Below are 18,033 nucleotides of genomic sequence, written 5' to 3' on the forward strand. Positions count from 1 at the left end.
GCAGCGGCGGCGGGGGCAGCCGCCGCTGCCGCAGCTGCCGGTCCGTCCGCCGATATGGTCGCGCGGATGTATGAGGGTCGCGAATATGAGGAAATCAAGCTCGACGGGATGCGCAAGACCATCGCCGCGCGGCTTACCGAGGCCAAGCAGACGATCCCGCATTTCTACTTGCGCCGCGACATCAAGCTCGATGCGCTGCTCAAGTTCCGCAGCCAGCTCAACAAGCAGCTGGAAGCGCGCGGTGTGAAACTGTCGGTCAACGATTTCATCATCAAGGCCGTCGCCAATGCCTTGCAGCAGGTGCCTGCCTGTAACGCGGTCTGGGCCGGGGATCGGGTGCTGCAGCTGAAACCATCGGATGTGGCCGTTGCGGTCGCCATCGAAGGCGGGCTGTTCACGCCAGTTCTGAAAGACGCCGACATGAAATCGCTCTCGGCCCTGTCCTCCGAGATGAAAGACCTCGCCAAACGGGCCCGCGAGCGCAAGCTGGCGCCGACCGAATACCAGGGCGGCACCTTCGCAATCTCCAACCTCGGCATGTTCGGCATCGATAACTTCGACGCCATCGTGAACCCGCCACATGCAGGCATCCTGGCCGTAGGGACGGGCGTGAAAAAGCCGGTCGTGGGTGAGGATGGTGAACTCACCGTCGCGACCGTGATGTCGGTCACCATGTCGGTGGATCACCGGGTCATCGACGGCGCGCTTGGGGCGGAATTGCTGAAAGCCATCGTCGAGAATCTTGAGAACCCGATGACCATGCTGGCGTAAGGCGCGGCATCAGTGAACAAGAAAGGGCGGCCAGTGGTGCCGCCCTTTTCCATTCGGAATTTCGCCGCCTTCGGCGTCGATCCGGAAGCGCCCCTCCTCGGGCCCCTTCGGGGCCGTCGTCGGGCCGCGTTGCCACGGATTTGTGGCCCGCTTATGTGACAGAGATCCCACGAAACTAAGGCTTTGACAGGTTGGATGCCTCCGGCGGGAGTATTTGGGCAAAGAAGAAGGGATTAGCCCATCTGGTAGCCGGGGGTGGAGCGCATCAGGGCAAGCTCATCTTCTGTCATCTCGCTTTCGACGCCCTCGAATAGCGGGGTGGAGAGATAGCGTTCACCGGTATCGGGCAGCATGCAGAGAATGCGCGCGCCTTTGGGCGCGGTTTTCGCGACCTCAAGCGCCACGGCAAAGGTAGAACCGCCGGAGATACCGGTGAAGATACCCTCTTGCGTAGCCAGCGCCTTTGACGCGGCAATACCATCGGGGCCTGCCACGGGGATCAGCTCATCATATCCCTTTGAATCAATCGCTTCCTGCAAAACCAGTGGAATGAAATCCGGGGTCCAGCCCTGTATGGGATGCGGGTTGAAAGCGGGGTGGCTTTCGGCGGGTTCGCCATCCGCGGTCCGCGTCTGCGCATGGCCCGAACCGAGCAGCGCCGCATTTGCGGGTTCGGTCAGGATGATTTTCGTATCTGGGCTTTCCCTGCGAAGAACACGCGCCACCCCCGAAACGGTGCCACCGGTGCCATAGCCCGAGACGAAGTAGTCGGGGCCCGTGCCGCCGAAATCCGCAATGATCTCGCGCGCGGTCGTGGCCTCGTGGATATCGGCATTGGCCTCCGTCTCGAACTGGCGGGCAAAGAACCAGCCATTGGCTTCGGCCAGTTCCTTGGCCTTCTGGTACATGCCAAAGCCCTTCTGCTCCTTTGGCGTCAGCACCACCTTGGCGCCCAGGAAGCGCATCAGGCGGCGGCGCTCGACCGAGAAGGTTTCGACCATGGTAATGACCAGCGGATAGCCCTTGGCAGCACAGACCATCGCCAATCCGATGCCGGTGTTGCCGCTGGTCGCCTCGACAACCGTCTGACCGGGCTTCAGCGCACCGGATGTCTCCGCCGCTTCGATGATGTTCAGCGCCAGCCGGTCCTTGACGGACCCGCCGGGATTGAAGGCTTCGGCCTTCACATAAAGCTCCACACCTTCAGGCGCGAGCCGGTTGATCCGGATTACCGGCGTGTCGCCCACTGTGTCGAGAATACTGTCATAGAGGCGCCCGCGCCCCTCAGTCTGCCGTGTCATGTGCTGTCCTCCCCTAAATGCCGTTGGGATCAACCTAGGCGGGAACGGCGCTTTGGACAATTCACGAGGATGCAAAAAAAACGCAAATACCCTGTTGACTTTTGTTTGTGTATTATTTACACATATAGATATTGAATGACCTGACACTCACCACCAACCCTTAACTTAACCTCTACCAGACCTAACCCTTTTCCTCCTCCCTTTTCCCTCCCTCCCTGTTGGACTGCCCGTGAAGCCCCTGGTTTCACGGGCTTTTTTTCACCAACAGAAAAAGCCCGCGCCATGTGCGGCACGGGCCCTGTGGAACCTGGATATGACGCGATGTCAGCCCTTGCCGCCGCAGCCCTGAACCATCTGGTCCATTGACAGGGACGGCTGATCGCATCCGGCCTCTCCCACGATTTTCGCGGGCACACCGGCCACAGTCTTGCAGGGGGGCACTTCGGCCAACACCACCGAGCCTGCCGCCACTCGGCTGCAATTGCCCACCTTGATATTGCCCAGAACCTTGGCACCTGCCCCAATCAACACGCCGTCGCCAATCTTTGGATGGCGGTCTTCCTCTTCCTTGCCGGTGCCGCCAAGCGTCACGGAATGCAGCATCGACACATTGTCGCCCACAACGGCGGTTTCGCCGATCACGATGGAATGGGCGTGGTCGATCATGATGCCCTTGCCGATGCGCGCGGCCGGGTGAATATCCACACCGAACATCTCGCTGATGCGCATCTGGATCATGTAGGACAGATCCTTGCGGCCCTGCTGCCACAGCCAGTGTCCGACCCGGTAAGCCTGAACCGCTTGAAATCCCTTGAAGAACAGCAAGGGCTGGATAAAGCGATGGCAGGCCGGGTCACGGTCATAGACTGCCACGATATCGGCCCGTGCAGCCGCCCCAAGGGATGAGTCGGACCGATAGGCTTCGTCCGCGATTTCGCGGATCAGCTGTTCCGACATCTCACCCGAGGCCAGCTTTTGCGCGATGCGATAGGCCAGCGCCGCCTCCAACGTGGCGTGATGCAGGATACAGCCATGCACAAGGCCGCCCAAAAGCGGTTCATCGCGCACCGCTTCCGTGGCTTCGTGGGTGATGCGGCTCCAGACCGGGTCAAGCTCGGCCAGATGGGTGCGGGTCTTTGCCATGGCGGCCTCCTGCGGTCACATGCCCCTTTCTACCGCAAATAGGCCCTGACGTCCAAGTTGAAACCCCTGATCGCACGGATCACGTTTTGTTATACCGCGTCGGGGATGGCCAAGCTCACGTAATGCGCCACCAGTTTCACTGTCCCGCCTGCGAAATCGCCGCCATTGCCGGTTAGTCTCAGTTCCGTATCGGCCCAGACAATAAAGGGGTTTGCAGGGCCTCTGATCCAGGAATTCAGCGCCATGCCCAACCCGTTGCCATAGCGGTCATCCGAGGTTGCATCGCCCAAACGCCAATCAGTCAGCGCCCCGGTGATGGCGTCGGTCACGCGGCCGGTGACACCCAAAACGATGGACCGCGCAGGAAAGAAAAGCCCCGAAGACACGGTTGCGCCCGCCCCGATGACGACATCAGCCTCCACGCTTTGCACTGCGATTCCCCCGCCCCCGGGCGACAGGGTCATTCCGCCCGCGCGCCAGGTGCTGCCGTCATGAAGATCACAACTGCCTGCATCATCCACGAAAGCACGCCAGCCACGCTGAGGCGCAAAAAAGGCCCATCCGCCACCCGAATATTGAGCGATCTCGCCCTCGTGGCCTGCCCAGTCATTCACCGCGCCGGGTGGCACGCCAAAGCATTCGCCCTCCAGCACCGCACCGGGCGGCATCGTCAGGCTGCGCGACCGCAGGCGCAATTGCACCACCCCATCGAGCCGCGTCAGAGCCTCGTTCACCGTCACATGTTTCTGCGCCTGGCTGGCGGCCAGCAGAGGTAAGGTCAGGTTCGTCGTGTCAGTCATTGATCTCTATCCTTGCAAAGGGCCCGGGTCCGAACCGCGCAGAAACTTGCGCGATTTCAATCGTGTATGGCAGGGTGACGGTGTCAGAGGCCTGCATGTCATCGCTATAGGTGAAGGCCGGTGAGCCTATCTCCACCTCTCGTTTCACGCCGCCCGCATCACGGATGCGCAGCAGATAGGCCTCGCTGTCCTCGCCCAGCGGCACCTCGGTGCCTTGCCAGCTGTCGCCGTCGATCCGCGTGCGGCGGATCCAGCTGATCTCGCGATCCATGCCGGTCTTTTGCGCGCGCAGATGTGCGGGGGCAAAGGGGCGCAGCCCTACCCCGTCGAAGGCCAGCACCTGATGGTCATAGACCGGGTGATCATAGGAACGCCCTGCGGGCCCGACGCGGTAATGCCGTTCCAGTCCTCGCGCCGAAATCGGCAGCTCGATCTGCCCCGGGCGCCCGTCAAGAAGCACAAAAAGCGAGCCAACAGGCCAGTCATCGGGCATGATCCCATCAGAACCCGCCTGCCCCCTCAGGCGCAGGGTGATGTCCCAAAGATCCTCACCCACCAGCGTGGCACTGGCGAACTGGATCACCTCCCAATTCCCCCCGCTGCCATCGCCCACGGCGGCTGCATTTGCGCCGTTCAAAACGTCCTCCATACTGGCGGAGCTGAGGCTTCCGGTACTCATCCTGACGCGCATGGCAGGGCCACGGTCCCATAGGCCTGGCGTGGCGCGGAAAAGTGGCGTTTCCAGAACGCCCACGGCAGACACCACATCGACCAGCGTGTTCAGCGAATAGCCACTGTCAGAGGTCGAACTGTAAACCGCCACCGATCCTGGCCAGGGCTTTGCCGCGACGGCCAGGTGGGGGGCGTGTTCCACCTCGTCGCCAGTCAATAGCGGCAGGTCCATAAATACTGGGCTCACAGGCAGCGGCGGCACGAAGGGTTCCAGGCTCACCGCCTCATCAACCGTGTCTGACGGTTCGTAGATTTCCGCCTCGGACCGCACTGCATCGACCTTGCGCGCGCCCGTGTCATCCAGCTTGTCGATCCTCCACGTAGACCCATCCGCCATCTCGAAGACCGACCCCGCCCCCAGGTCCCGGCGTGAAGGTGGCAGGGCAAAGCTGATCGTATCGCGCGCCACCTGCGCCTCGGCCAGCCAGCGTTCGGTGATGCCACGTCCCTCAGCTCCGGTCAGCACCAATGGCAATTCGCTTTGGCTGATCGTGTCAGCCCCGTCATCGGGGAACACCGCCTCGGCCACGCGCGCCTCGAACTGACCCGCCGCTTCCACATGTGTCAGGCGCACCCTCCCCACCTTGTCAGCTTCCGGCAAGCGGGTCCGCAAAGGCGCCGACGCGCCATCCTCATCCACGGCCATCGAATCTTCGATCACGATCGCATCAGGCAGCCCGCTGCGCGACCGGAAGACCAGCGTGCCGTCGCGCTCCACTGCCTCGAACCCATAGGCTAGCATCAGAGGCTGCAACCGCGCCCGCCCGCTTTCCACGTCCGAGGACATGGCGCCGCGCACAAAGCCGTAAAGCCCCGACACATCGTATTCCGTGATCCCCGACTCTTCACAGATCGCGGCCACAACATCCGCCAAGGGCTCGGCCCCCATGCGGCCCGAAATCCAGTGCCCACGCGCGTGGTTTTCCCCGTCCGACCACACGCCCAGCGTATTGGGAAAGGCCGGCCAGGGCCGCGCATCCCAGGCCCAGACATAGGCATGATCCATGTCCAGCATCGGGCCTCCATAGACTTCGGATACCGGGTTATGCGCCGGATCCAGCCAATAGCTCGTCATCGCGCGCAGATATTGCATTTGGATCAGGTCATCCCGTCGCCCGTTCGAATAGTATGGCAGCCCAGATTCCGACGATTTCGGGTCAAGGAACTTGTTGGGCTGGTTGGTACCCTTGTCGACCGCGGCGCACCCAAGCTCCGTAAAGCGGATGGGTTTCGATATTGGGATCCAGTCCGTCGTCATCTGCTCATCGATCAGCGCGATCTCCGAGATCAGCAGATCGCTGGCATTTCCGCCGGCCCGGTTATCAACAAGGTACAGGTTGACGGATTCTTGCGACGGGGTGAACGAGATAGACACCTCTTCCCAGCTATCCCCCGCCGTGAAACTCTTGCGGTGATCAGAGCCATCGAAATAGTTCACACTGCTCGTCTGCAACGCCCCAGTCGTAGACTTGACGAGGAACCGGAGCCGATAGGCCTTGGTGACATCAAGAAGCCGGGCCGCGAACACATATGACAGGGAACTGAACAGCTCCAGCCGCGCGGCAAGGCGACCGGACTCGTTTTGTGAAAAACCATTGGTGATCTGACCATTGATTGCACTGAAATTCTGGGCAACTTCCGTTCCGACCCCGAGCGCATCCCCCTCGACCCCGTCGATCCGATCCCGATGTGGCTCGCTCCACCAAGTGCGGAAATCCTTGTAGCGATAGATCCAGTCTTTCTCCAGCAACCCATCCGTGATCGGCGCGCGCAACTGTGCGTCGCGGGCCTCAGCGCTCGGATAGTACCAGTTGAATCCCTCGCCGCCTTCGATATTGGCTTGCAGATAGTTCAGCTCATAGATCGACCGCCACCCGATATCCGCGTGATCACGTCCATCGCGCCAATCAGACAGCGGCATGTAGTTGTCGATGCCGATGAAATCGATATTGGCGTCCGCCCAAAGCGGATCCAGGTGGAAATAGACATCCCCTGATCCGTCCTGCGGGTGATATCCGAAATATTCCGACCAATCTGCCGCATAAGACAACTTTGCATCGGGCAGCAGGACGCGCACCTCGGCAGCCAGCGCGATAAGCGCGTCAACTGCGGGAAAACCAGTCGCGCCGCGTAACTGCGTCAGGCTGCGCATCTCGGAACCGATGCAAAAGCTTTCCACCTCGCCCGCCGCCGCGCAAAGAGCGGCCGAATGCAGAATGAACCGGCGATAGCTCCACTCCGCCGGACCGGAATAGCTGACCGAACCGGGCGAGACAATGAAATCAGATGCGCTGGCGGTGCCGAAGAACGCCGAAACCTCGACCTCCGCCGCAGCCGTCCCGTCAGGTGACACCGCCACCCCCGGCGCCTTTTCCCCCGTGATCCGGCCGCGCCAGGGCAAGGCCGGCTGGTCCCCGGTCAGTGCCCAAGGGTCGGGCTTGCCACTGCCCTCAAGAATTTCCATCAACAGAAAGGGATAGAACATCACCTCCTGCCCGGCATCGTTCAGCGCCTCGATGGCCTCGATCACCGATTGATCCGTTGGCGTTCCTCCATAGATCGCACGACCCTCTACCTGGGCCAGCAATTCGGCGCTGTTGCGCGTCAATCCTGCGACGGTCCAGGGCATTTCGGCCCCGTCAGCCTGCTGCTGTTCCACCTTCGGCTTGACGCTGCACTGTCCCGCACGCAGATCATCCCCGAACCAGCTGACAATCAGCGACACGGCCCCGCAATTTGGCAGCTCCCCATCCAGCGCCTCCAGCGAGACCACGAAATCCGCCACACCTGCCGCCGTGTTCACATTGGCGCTTTCCGAGCGGCCAAAGCCTTGCGACAGGCTGACGGGCGTCGTTGCCAGCGCATATTCCCCGGTGCCCGGCATCATCGCGACCGCACGGATCGCCTCGGAGGGTTGTGGCGGGCTATCCAGATGCTCGGGCCGCGCCGGGCGGAAGACCTCGAAGCTCAGCTGAGGCAGGCGGTTGCCATAGGGGGACAGGTCCAGATCCTCGATCACCACATAGGCAATGCCGCGATAGGCCGGCACCTGCCCCGCGCCCTCCACGGCCTCCATCTTGGGGTCCGGCATCTGGTCATCGGTGCCACGATAGACGCGCATCGTAAGATCCGTCCGCGCCAGTTCCGAGCCATCGGCCCAGACCCGCCCGACCCGCGAAATCTCGCCCTCGCACAGCGCAACGGCCAGACTGACCGTGTAAGAATAACTCGCGGTTCTCGGGGTTGGCGGCGCGCCCTTGCCACCTCCTCCTGTCACCGTCACATGTTCCTTGAACCGCGTGGCCCAGATGACCTGCCCGCCAAGACGCATCTGCCCGTATAGCCGCGCGACGGATGCCCCTTCCGAGGCACCGGACAGCCGGAACCGATCGAGCCGCCCCTGCTCGATGACGTCGGACCCTGCGCCCAGAAGCCGCTGATCGATGACCCGACCCACAGTGGCCCCGACGGCCCGTCCAATCACGGCACCGGTCAGGCCCAGAAACGTGCCCGAGCTGAGGCCGCCAAGCGCCGCGCCAGCAGCAGAAAGAAGGATGGTTGCCATTGTGATCAGTTCCTTTCGGGAAATGCGAACCGCGCCACGATCCGCCGCTCCCATGGCGGCGTCAGCGCACTTTCCACGACGCCATGCCCGCTATAGGCATGGACGAAGCTGGCCTCTGGCCCGGTCCGGGCCTGTAGCCCCAGATGCTTTGCAACAGCGCCTGACCGCATACGAAACAGCAGCACGTCGCCCGGCGCGTCCTCAGTCAGCGGTTTCGGGGTCAGATGCCGCAACGCCGCGCCCAATAGCCGTTCCTCGCCCAGCGGCTCAGACCAGTCCTGCGTATAGGCGGGGAGTGCTTCCGGCTCTGGCCCCAGAACCTCGCGCCACAGGGCAGCGCCGCCAGCGCGTTGTCACTCAGCCCCGTCAGAAATGTCTCCACCGCCTCCTGCGGCACGCAGGCAAGCGAGGCGGAGCCCGATCTCAGCCCGCGCCGCATCGAGGTCGAACTGTCCGGCCCCGATCTCTCCCATCCGCTGTCCTGCTGCATCGCGTGCCTTCCCTTCCAACCCCATCGCCAGGATGAGCGCGTTGTTTAGATCCCGGAGATGCTTGGGCACCTCCGAGCTTTCAACCGGTTCCTCGGCCTTCAGGCGCTTGAGCGTGTCCCGCAAAACCTCCCGTGCGGTCTCGAACGCCTCCAGTGCACCGCCCAGCATCTCCTGAAACGGCGTGTGATCTTCGTCAAAATGATCGGTCATAAGAAATTCCCCGTGCTTTCAAAAATTGAACCCGCACGAGCAGAAACGAAAAAGCGACCTCCGAGGTCATCCCCGGGGCCGCTTGCCCACTTCTTCCAGCATGTCACAAGTTCTACCGAAGACTGTTCGATAAGTCAATAAGTTTATTACTTTCAAACAGTTAACGTATTTTCATCATGTCAAGAAACCATTAACCCCCTGCTTCTTGGCTCAAATACTCCGGGGAGTCGCCGAAGGCGACGGGGGCAGCGCCCCCAGACACCTTGCCACCTGATGCAACGCAAAACGCGGCCCCTCGGGGCCGCGCGGATCGACGCGCGATGCGCGGCGAAACCCCTAGTTTTCCTGCGCCGCCCGTTCCGCTTCAATCGCCCGCCAGGCCCTCACATTCTCGTTGTGCTCAGCCAGGCTCGTCGCAAAGGCATGGCCGCCGGACCCATCTGCCACGAAGAACAGGTAATCCGTATTGGCCGGGTTCATCGCTGCCTCGATCGCGGCCCGACCGGGGTTCGCAATTGGCGTCGGCGGCAGCCCATCAATGCGATAGGTGTTCCAAGGATTGTTGTCATTCACGAGCTCGCTTTGCCGAATCCCGCGGCCAAGGAAACCCCGCCCCTCGGATTCGCCATAGATGATCGTCGGGTCGGTTTGCAGCCGCATCCCCGCCTCAAGCCGGTTCACGAAAACCCCCGCGATCTCGCCGCGTTCATCAGCAACCCCGGTTTCCTTCTCGATGAGAGAGGCCATGATCAGCGCCTCCTCAACCGTGTCATAGGGCAGGTTCTCGGCCCGTCCGGCCCAGGCTGCCAGCAGAATGCCGGTCTGCGCATCGGCCATATCTGTCAGTATCTCAGAGATCAGAGTGCCGCGCGCCACTTCATAGGTGTCGGGCGCCAACGTGCCCTCGGCGGGCAGATCGACCACGTCATCTTCCAGGAAATCCGCCCCGCGAAGCCCTTCGACGATCTGGAAAACGGTCAACCCTTCGGGCACCGAAAGCCGGTACACGATCGGCGTTCCCGCTTCGACCAGCGCCACGTAATCCGCTGGCAGCTCCGCACCGCCCTCGAAGGTTGCCAGCTCCACCAGATCTCCGGTGCCCGGCACCCGTTCCCTCAGCCGCATCTCACCGCCGCCTGCACCGCCCCGGATCACGTAAGTGGCCGTGTAGCGGAAGGTCGAGGGCCCACCCGAGGACAGGATCTCCATCACCTCGTCCATCGACACGCCTGCCGGGATCTCGTAATTGCCGAAGCGCAGATCCTCTGCCCGTTCGGTATAGCGCGCACCAAGCCGGAAGATGGTCGCACTGGAAATCACCCCCGCAGCCTCCAGGTTCTCCGAAACCGAGGTCAGGCTTTCGCCCCGAGCTACCTCAAAATAGGTCGGTTCCGCAAGCGGCCCAGCCGAAGTGTATTGCCGCTGCCCCCAGGCCACGGCCCCCGCAAATGCGATGAAGCCGACGATGAGAAGGCTCATCCCGTTGGCAGCGACATGTTTCCACATCAGTCAGTGACCTTACCCATGACCAGCGATGCATTGGTGCCGCCAAAGCCGAAGCTGTTGGACAGAGCCACGTTGATCTCGCGCTCATGCTTGGCATTGGCGGCGAGGTTCAGCTTTGGCTCCACCGCCGGGTTGTCCAGGTTGATCGTCGGCGGCGCCACCTGGTCGCGGATCGCGAGGATCGAGAAGATCGCCTCGATCGCGCCAGCTGCACCCAGAAGGTGCCCGACAGAAGACTTGGTCGAGGACATGGTGGCCCGGCTGGCCTTGTCCCCCAAGAGCCGCTCCACCGCGCCCAGTTCGATCGTGTCGGCCATGGTCGAGGTGCCGTGGGCGTTGATGTAATCCACCGCATCAGGCGTCAGGCCCGCGCGCTTCAGAGCCGCTTCCATGGCGCGGTAGCCACCATCCCCATCTTCCGATGGGGCGGTGATGTGATAGGCGTCGCCCGACAGGCCATAGCCCAGAATTTCGGCATAGATCTTGGCACCGCGCGCCCTGGCGTGCTCATAGTCTTCCAGCACCACAACACCGGCGCCCTCACCCATAACGAAGCCGTCGCGGTCCGCGTCATAGGGGCGGCTGGCGCGCTGCGGATCATCGGTACGCTTGGTCGACAGCGCCTTGCAGGCGTTGAAACCGGCGATGCCGATCTCGCAAATCGCGGCCTCGGCCCCGCCAGCGATCATAACATCCGCGTCGCCCCACTGAATGAGCCGCGCCGCATCGCCAATGGCGTGCGCCCCGGTCGAACAGGCCGTGACAACGGCGTGGTTCGGCCCCTTGAAGCCGTAACGGATGCTGACCTGACCCGAGATCAGGTTGATCAGCGAGCCGGGAATAAAGAAGGGCGACACGCGGCGCGGGCCCTTTTCCTTCAGCAAAATCGCTGTATCCGCAATCGACGACAGCCCGCCGATGCCGGACCCGATCAGCACGCCCGTGCGCAGACGCGATTCCTCGTCCTCCGGGGTCCATCCCGCGTCACGCACCGCTTGTTCAGCGGCAGCCATGCCAAACAGGATAAAGTCATCGACCTTGCGCCGTTCCTTTGGCGCCATCCAGTCATCGGCATTGAAGGTGCCGTTCGACCCATCGCCCTGCGGCACTTCGCACGCATAGTTGGTGGCCAGATGCGAGGCATCGAAGCGCTGAATGGTGCCCGCGCCCGATTCCCCGGCCAACAGGCGGCTCCAGGTTTCCTCGATCCCAGAGGCCAGGGGCGAAACGATCCCGAGGCCCGTGACAACAACTCGACGCATATTCCTGCCCCTTTCGGATTAGAGCTTATCGCGGTTTGATAACGTCAAGCAGGGGGCTTGGGCAATCCCTTGACAGGTGATTTGCCCCGATCCCGCAGCCAGCCGCCAATGCAAAACGGCACCCCCTTGGGATGCCGTCTGCGAATTCTTGACCTGAAGCGAAAGGCTCAGGAAGCTTCGGTGATGAACTTGCACGCGTCGCCGAAGGTCTGGATGGTTTCAGCCGCATCGTCCGGGATCTCAATGCCGAACTCTTCTTCGAAGGCCATGACCAGTTCAACGGTGTCCAGGCTGTCTGCGCCCAGGTCGTCGATGAAGGAGGCGTTCTCGGTCACCTTGTCTTCTTCCACGCTCAGGTGCTCGACAACGATTTTCTTCACGCGATCTGCGATGTCGCTCATCTTTTCGATCCTCATCCAGTTTGGTCGAAAGCCATTATTCAGCCTCCGATCTGTAATGCGCCGGTATCGGCGGTTCAACGGGACCGGCAAAGGCCCCATACCGTCTGGCGCGAACGCCCCCCGGCAAAATCTGCGCCGCCTATAGCACATCCGCTATCGAAGGCAACGGGGTTTGATCCGTTTTTGCCATTTCTGCCGCGTCTGTTCCTTAACCTTTTGGAACCATCCGGCGGTTAAGCTCAGACCGGACAGCCCATGGCCACACCGGATAGGAGGCACCCGATGGCGGAATTTGTCGACCATATCGCGCTGCTCTTGCGCGCCTTTCGATTCATGCCAGAGCTTGAAGCGCTGATTTTGGGAATCGGGGCGTTCCTCATGGGAATCGCCCTGGCACGCACGGCCCGGCGGCTTGGCGTGCGTCCCGGGCGCCGGTTTTTGCGCAAGGCAACGATCCGACCGGCTCGGTCAGACCATCGCCATGCCACCATTCACATGCATCGTGGTACCAGTCAGATAGCCCGCCTCAGGTGAGGCCAGGAACAGAACTGCACTGGCGATCTCTGCCGGGGTGCCCATGCGGCCTGCCGGGATCTGGGTCAGGATCTTGGATTTCTGATCATCGGTCAGCTTCCCCGTCATCGCGGTTTCGATGAAGCCCGGCGCGACGGAATTCACAGTAATCCCCCGGCTTGCGACCTCGTACGCTAACGATTTCGACATGCCCACCATTCCGGCCTTGGATGCGGCGTAGTTGCCCTGCCCCGGATTGCCGGTGGCGCCCACGACGGAAGATATGTTGATGATCCGGCCCCAACGGGCCTTCATCATGCCACGCAGCACGCCCTTACAGAGCTTGAAGGTCGAGGTCAGGTTCACGTCGATCACTGACTGCCATTCGTCATCCGACATGCGCATGAACAGGTTGTCGCGCGTGATGCCGGCATTGTTGACCAGGATGTCGACAGATCCCATTGCCTCGGCAGCCTGTTTGGGCAGTGCCTCAACCGCCTCTGGGTCCGACAGGTTGCAGGGCAGCACATGGGCGCGCTCGCCCAGTTCGGCAGCCAATGCCTCAAGCGGCTCCACCCGTGTGCCCGAAAGGCCGACCGTTGCGCCAGCGGCGTGCAATGCGCGCGCGATATCGGCCCCAATGCCGCCAGATGCCCCGGTCACCAGCGCGTTTTTTCCAGTGAGATCAAACATGTCCCGTCCTTCCCTAACTTCGTGACGCCGGCCATAGGCGCCAAATTTCTTCGAAGAAATTTGCAAGGCTCTTGCAAGAGCCTTTCTCCCCGCTCAGCCCGCAGCGAAGGCCGCAGCCGCTGCACGCACCTCGTCGGGCGTGCCGACCTGCCGGGTCGCCAGGGACCGGTCGATGCGCCGCACCATACCCGTAAGCGCCTTGCCCGCGCCAATTTCCCAGGTCTCTGTCACACCGTGGGCCGCCATCCACATCACGCTTTCGCGCCACCGGACCGAACCGGTCACCTGATCGACCAGGTGATTGCGCAGCAACATGGACGAGCTTTCTGCCGCCGCCACCACATTGGGCAACACCGGAACGCGCGGTGTGACCAGGTCCACATGGCTCAGCGCTTCGGCCATGGCTTCAGCTGCGGGCTCCATCAGTTCACAATGGAACGGGGCCGATACCGGCAGCAACACCGCGCGTTTCGCACCCTGCCCTTTCGCGATCTCCACTGCGCGTTCCACCGCATCGCGATGGCCCGAGACGACCACCTGACCGGGGTCATTGTCATTCGCCGCCTGACAGACGAAGCCTTCTGACGCGGCTTCTGCCACACGCACGGCGGTCTCGAAATCAAGGCCGAGCAGAGCCGCCATCGCGCCCTCTCCCACCGGAACCGCCTCTTGCATCGCCGTACCACGAATACGCAGCAGCCGCGCCGTATCAGCCAGCGACAGCGAACCGGCCGCGCAAAGGGCCGAATATTCACCAAGCGAATGCCCCGCCACATAGGCCGCGGCCTCAACCGTTACGCCTTCGGCCTCCAGCGCCGCCATGGCCGCGATCGAGGTCGCCATCAGCGCCGGTTGCGCGTTGCGGGTCAGGGTCAGCTGGTCCTGTTCGCCGTCCCAGATAAGCGCCGACAGCTTTTCCCCAAGGGCCTCGTCCACCGCATCAAACACCGCTTTAGCGGCCGGGTATTCCTCGGCCAGGGCCTTGCCCATACCGATGGTCTGGGCCCCTTGGCCCGGAAAGAGGAAGGCACGTGTCATCCGCGTCAGCGCTCCGTTTCAAGCTGTTGTTGACCCAAGGGGCTAACGCAACCGACCGCCCGGCGCAATTGCCAAGACGGATCGCGACGGCTCAATGCTCCAGGAAATGGGGCACCGGCGGCCCTTCACCGGGAAAGAGTTGCACGAAGGCGGACGGCGCCAGCGCCCGCCAGCTCAGGCTGAGATTGCCGAGGATCCAGCGCGGGCTGACACGGGCGGGATGGGCAAAAACGTGGTTGAATTCGGCCTCCGCCTCGGTGACGAAAAAGACCTCGGGATCGGCGGCGATCAGAAATTCGCGTTCCCCGGCAGGCAATCGAAACCCCGGCGCTTCGACCATAGGATCCCACCATGTCCACAGACGCCCATGCGCGCGCAGACAGGGCAGCCCGTCAGAACGAATGTCTTCATGAACATTCGGCAAGTTCAGGCTGCGTGCCAACCTTTTGGTCCGCGTCCAATCGAGCATTGTCGTGGGTCCTACGTCTTTCATTCCATCGCTAGGGTAAGGAAAACCTTACCTCCACCAAAAGGCAACCAATAATGCGCCCTTAATGCGCTCATTGGTTTACCTAGGGTCAATATACTGCAAAGTAAATGATCTCAGCGAGAGAAGATCGCGTTGTGGGGAAAGCGCGCTTTGCAGGTAGCGAATCGGATGCGAGCAGCAGGATGCGGCCGCGTACGGGCCCGGCGGCACCTAGTTCCGCCTGTTGCCGTTCCCGTTTCCGTTGCCATTACCGTTGCCGTTGCCATTCCCGTTGCCATTGCCCGCAGGGCCATCGTCATCGGTGGTATCGCCTACGCATTGCGGCGCGTTTCCTGGATTTGAGGAATCACAGCCATCGGCATCATTGCCATGCCCATTATTCCCGTTCCCGTTCCCGTTCCCGTTCCCGTTCCCGTTCCCGTTCCCGTTCCCGTTCCCGTTCCCGTTCCCGTTCCCGTTGGAACTTCCCGATCCGCCGGTAATAATCAAGTCGCCAGAGCCACTGCCGGAGCTTCCGCTGCCCGACCCGCCCGAGCCGCTGCCGGTAATAATCAACTCGCCGCCCGAACCAGAGCCGGAACCACTGGTGATGATCAACACCGGATCATCCTCATCGGAAGCAGAGCCGGTCGTGATTGTCAGGCCGCCATTGGACCCGCCATTGCCATTGCCATTGCCGTTACTCTGGCCACCAGACGCTCCGTTGCCGTCTTCTGCGTTTTCAGCATTGTTGTGCGGCCCGGAGTTGCCGGGCGCATCCTGATCGCCATTGCCGAAGCCATTATTCCCGTTGGAGCCTCCATTGCCGGAGCCACCGCCATCCTGGCTGCCACCATTCTGATCCCCACCGGAGCCACTGCCATCCTGGCCGCCGCCACCCTGGTCGCCGCCATCCTGGCCACCATCTGATCCGCCACCGGGCCCGTCCTGACCGCCTCCCCCGTCGCTTCCGCCGTCATCGCCACCGGGGCCGAAACCGCCTCCCGATCCGCTCGACCCATCAGAGGAGCCATCGCCGTCTTCGTCGGAGCCTTCTTCTTCGCCATCCCCGGCCGTGCCCTCATCATCGCCGGACTCGCCATCATCTTCAGCCGAAGCATCGCCAAACCCGCCCAGACCGCCAAAGCCACCGGCCCCCGCATCCTGACCAGCCGCGTTGAACGAGGTCACGATGATCGAGTTTCCATCTAGATGATCTGCTGTGTCCCGCGAAGTGTCGGAAATGCCTGTGATGATCCTGCCAGATACAATCACGGCAAGAGCCACGGACAAAAAAACAAGCGGCACCATGTCTACTGTCACGGCTCCACTATTATTCTTAATAAAATGTCTTGCGCTCCACATGATCGGGGCCAACTTTGTAAAACATTATCCACACAGAGCTATGTATCGGCCCCAAATCGGGTGCATTTTGGGCAAGAGCTGGATATTTCCGTGCCGTGCTCCTGTTTCGTATCCATGCCTTCGTTCATGGAAAACCGCGGTTTCGTGGGTCGGTGTGTGGGTGGGTGCATTTGCCCTTGATCCCCTGCCGCAACCGTCTATAAGGCGGGCTTCCTCCGTCGATGCTTATGCACCGGCGTGGTCTCTCGTGGTCCGGGGGGCGGAGGACGAAGCCCCGGCCGTTGAAACACGCCTAGAAACATGAATGGAGATGACATGCCTCTCTACGAGCATGTGATGATCGCGCGTCAGGACCTGTCCAACACGCAGGCCGAAGGGCTCATCGAACATTTTGGCGCAATCCTGTCGGACAATGGCGGCTCGGTCGTCGAATCCGAATACTGGGGCGTCAAAACCATGGCGTATAAGATCAACAAGAACCGCAAGGGCCACTATGCCTTCCTGCGCACCGACGCGCCGTCGGCTGCCGTTCAGGAAATGGAACGCCTGATGCGCCTGCATGACGACGTGATGCGCGTTCTGACCGTCAAGGTCGACGCCCACGAAGAGGGCCCCTCGGCCCAGATGCAGAAGCGGGACGACCGTGAAGGTCGCCGCGAGCGCCGCTAACCCATAGGGAAGGACTTTCAAAATGGCCGCAAAACCGTTTTTCCGCCGCCGCAAGACCGACCCGTTCGCGGGCGAAGGCGCACCGAAGATCGACTACAAGGACACCCGTCTGCTGCAGCGCTACATCTCTGAGCGTGGCAAGATCGTGCCGTCCCGTATCACCGCCGTTGGGGCAAAGAACCAGCGTAAACTGGCCCGCGCAATCAAGCGCGCCCGGTTCCTGGCCCTGCTGCCCTACGCCGTCAAGTAAGGAGAACTGACCCATGGACGTTATCCTTCTGGAACGCGTGGCCAAGCTTGGTCAGATGGGCGATGTGGTTTCCGTCAAGGAAGGCTACGCGCGCAACTACCTGCTGCCGCAGCGCAAGGCGCTCCGCGCCAATGAAAACAACCTGAAGGCTTTCGAGGCCCAGAAAGCGCAGCTCGAAGCGCAGAACCTCGAAACCAAGCAGGAAGCCGAAGCAATGGCCGGCCGCCTTGGTGGTCAGCAGTTCATCGTGATCCGCTCGGCCTCTGACGCCGGTGCGCTTTACGGGTCCGTTACCACCCGTGACGCAGCCGACGCCGCAACCGAAGCTGGCTTCACCCTCGATCGCAAGCAGGTCGCCCTGACCCGCCCGATCAAGGAACTGGGCCTGCACACCGTTGTTGTGAACCTGCATCCCGAAGTTGAGATTGAGATTGAGCTGAACGTGGCTCGCTCGGTCGAGGAAGCAGAGCTTCAGGCCTCCGGCAAGTCGATCCAGGAACTGGCTGCCGAAGCCGAAGCAGCCGCCGAGTTCGAGATCGCCGAACTGTTCGACGATATCGGATCCGCTGCAAATGACGACGATGAGGGCGACGCCGCCCCCGCCGCAGAATCGGAAGAAGGCTCAGAAGAGGCCTGATCCGTACCCCTTTCGGGGACAGTGATGACCGCGCCCCTCGGGGCGCGGTTTTTTTGTGCCGGGTCACTCCAGAACAGAAAAAGGCCCGCCCCATTCGGGACGGGCCTTCGTTGTGATGCCTGTAAGCGCTCGCTTACTTGCCGTCGTCCACCGGTGCCGGTGCGGGCGCCGGTGCCGGAGCAGGCGCAGGTGCCGGGGCCGGGGCCGGAGCGGGTGC

Annotated in this window: 16 protein-coding genes and 1 pseudogene; 4 read left to right on the forward strand and 13 right to left on the reverse strand. The window is 62.0% G+C overall.

What is annotated here, in order from left to right:
• The coding region (locus ACROHD_RS19680; RefSeq protein WP_432680127.1) for a 2-oxo acid dehydrogenase subunit E2 at positions 1–771 on the forward strand (771 nt) is incomplete at its 5' end.
• A gap of 233 nt (positions 772–1,004) precedes the next feature.
• On the opposite strand, the gene ACROHD_RS19685 is transcribed toward ACROHD_RS19680, so the two are convergent.
• The 13 genes and pseudogenes from ACROHD_RS19685 to ACROHD_RS19745 all read right to left on the reverse strand — a co-directional run bounded on the left by ACROHD_RS19685 (position 1,005) and on the right by ACROHD_RS19745 (position 16,206).
• Complete coding sequence (locus tag ACROHD_RS19685; RefSeq protein ID WP_432680129.1) at positions 1,005–2,072, reverse strand: PLP-dependent cysteine synthase family protein; 1,068 nt, start codon at positions 2,070–2,072, stop codon at positions 1,005–1,007.
• Positions 2,073–2,396: 324 nt separating this feature from the next.
• On the reverse strand, positions 2,397–3,215 hold the full coding sequence (cysE, locus tag ACROHD_RS19690; protein ID WP_432680130.1) for a serine O-acetyltransferase: 819 nt from the start codon (positions 3,213–3,215) through the stop codon (positions 2,397–2,399).
• Between the two features lie 89 nt (positions 3,216–3,304).
• Positions 3,305–4,015 (reverse strand): DUF2793 domain-containing protein, encoded by a 711-nt coding sequence (locus ACROHD_RS19695; protein WP_432680131.1) that lies wholly within the window; start codon positions 4,013–4,015, stop codon positions 3,305–3,307.
• Positions 4,008–8,312 (reverse strand): baseplate multidomain protein megatron, encoded by a 4,305-nt coding sequence (locus ACROHD_RS19700; RefSeq protein WP_432680133.1) that lies wholly within the window; start codon positions 8,310–8,312, stop codon positions 4,008–4,010. The genes ACROHD_RS19695 and ACROHD_RS19700 overlap by 8 nt, the downstream gene beginning before the upstream one ends.
• A gap of 5 nt (positions 8,313–8,317) precedes the next feature.
• Positions 8,318–8,644: pseudogene (locus ACROHD_RS19705) on the reverse strand (C40 family peptidase); the annotation flags it as partial.
• A 21-nt stretch (positions 8,645–8,665) separates the two neighbouring features.
• Positions 8,666–9,013 (reverse strand): hypothetical protein, encoded by a 348-nt coding sequence (locus tag ACROHD_RS19710; protein ID WP_432680134.1) that lies wholly within the window; start codon positions 9,011–9,013, stop codon positions 8,666–8,668.
• Between the two features lie 336 nt (positions 9,014–9,349).
• A complete protein-coding gene (mltG, locus tag ACROHD_RS19715; RefSeq protein WP_432680136.1) occupies positions 9,350–10,519 on the reverse strand; it encodes an endolytic transglycosylase MltG in 1,170 nt (389 codons plus the stop codon).
• On the reverse strand, positions 10,519–11,781 hold the full coding sequence (fabF, locus tag ACROHD_RS19720) for a beta-ketoacyl-ACP synthase II (protein ID WP_432680138.1): 1,263 nt from the start codon (positions 11,779–11,781) through the stop codon (positions 10,519–10,521). The genes mltG and fabF overlap by 1 nt, the downstream gene beginning before the upstream one ends.
• A gap of 167 nt (positions 11,782–11,948) precedes the next feature.
• Positions 11,949–12,182: an acyl carrier protein gene (locus ACROHD_RS19725; RefSeq protein ID WP_432680139.1), complete on the reverse strand. Its 234-nt coding sequence runs from the start codon at positions 12,180–12,182 to the stop codon at positions 11,949–11,951.
• A 468-nt stretch (positions 12,183–12,650) separates the two neighbouring features.
• Positions 12,651–13,388, reverse strand: coding sequence for a 3-oxoacyl-ACP reductase FabG (gene fabG / locus ACROHD_RS19730; protein WP_432680141.1), 738 nt, complete (start codon positions 13,386–13,388; stop codon positions 12,651–12,653).
• Positions 13,389–13,481: 93 nt separating this feature from the next.
• Entirely contained in the window at positions 13,482–14,426 is a 945-nt protein-coding gene (fabD, locus tag ACROHD_RS19735) for an ACP S-malonyltransferase (protein ID WP_432680142.1), read from the reverse strand.
• Between the two features lie 91 nt (positions 14,427–14,517).
• A complete protein-coding gene (locus ACROHD_RS19740) occupies positions 14,518–14,895 on the reverse strand; it encodes a hypothetical protein (RefSeq protein WP_432680144.1) in 378 nt (125 codons plus the stop codon).
• Between the two features lie 231 nt (positions 14,896–15,126).
• Positions 15,127–16,206 (reverse strand): hypothetical protein, encoded by a 1,080-nt coding sequence (locus ACROHD_RS19745; protein WP_432680145.1) that lies wholly within the window; start codon positions 16,204–16,206, stop codon positions 15,127–15,129.
• 369 nt (positions 16,207–16,575) lie between these two features.
• Between ACROHD_RS19745 and rpsF the strand changes: the two genes are divergently transcribed.
• The 3 genes from rpsF to rplI are packed head-to-tail and all read left to right on the forward strand — an operon-like array spanning position 16,576 to position 17,816.
• On the forward strand, positions 16,576–16,929 hold the full coding sequence (rpsF, locus tag ACROHD_RS19750) for a 30S ribosomal protein S6 (RefSeq protein WP_432680147.1): 354 nt from the start codon (positions 16,576–16,578) through the stop codon (positions 16,927–16,929).
• Positions 16,930–16,951: 22 nt separating this feature from the next.
• Positions 16,952–17,179 (forward strand): 30S ribosomal protein S18, encoded by a 228-nt coding sequence (gene rpsR, locus ACROHD_RS19755; RefSeq protein WP_432680149.1) that lies wholly within the window; start codon positions 16,952–16,954, stop codon positions 17,177–17,179.
• A 13-nt stretch (positions 17,180–17,192) separates the two neighbouring features.
• Positions 17,193–17,816, forward strand: a complete 624-nt coding sequence (gene rplI, locus ACROHD_RS19760; protein ID WP_432680151.1) for a 50S ribosomal protein L9 — start codon at positions 17,193–17,195, stop codon at positions 17,814–17,816.
• The last annotated feature ends 217 nt before the right edge of the window (positions 17,817–18,033 follow it).

This window comes from Nioella aestuarii (assembly GCF_050896395.1).
Lineage (GTDB): Bacteria > Pseudomonadota > Alphaproteobacteria > Rhodobacterales > Rhodobacteraceae > Nioella > Nioella aestuarii.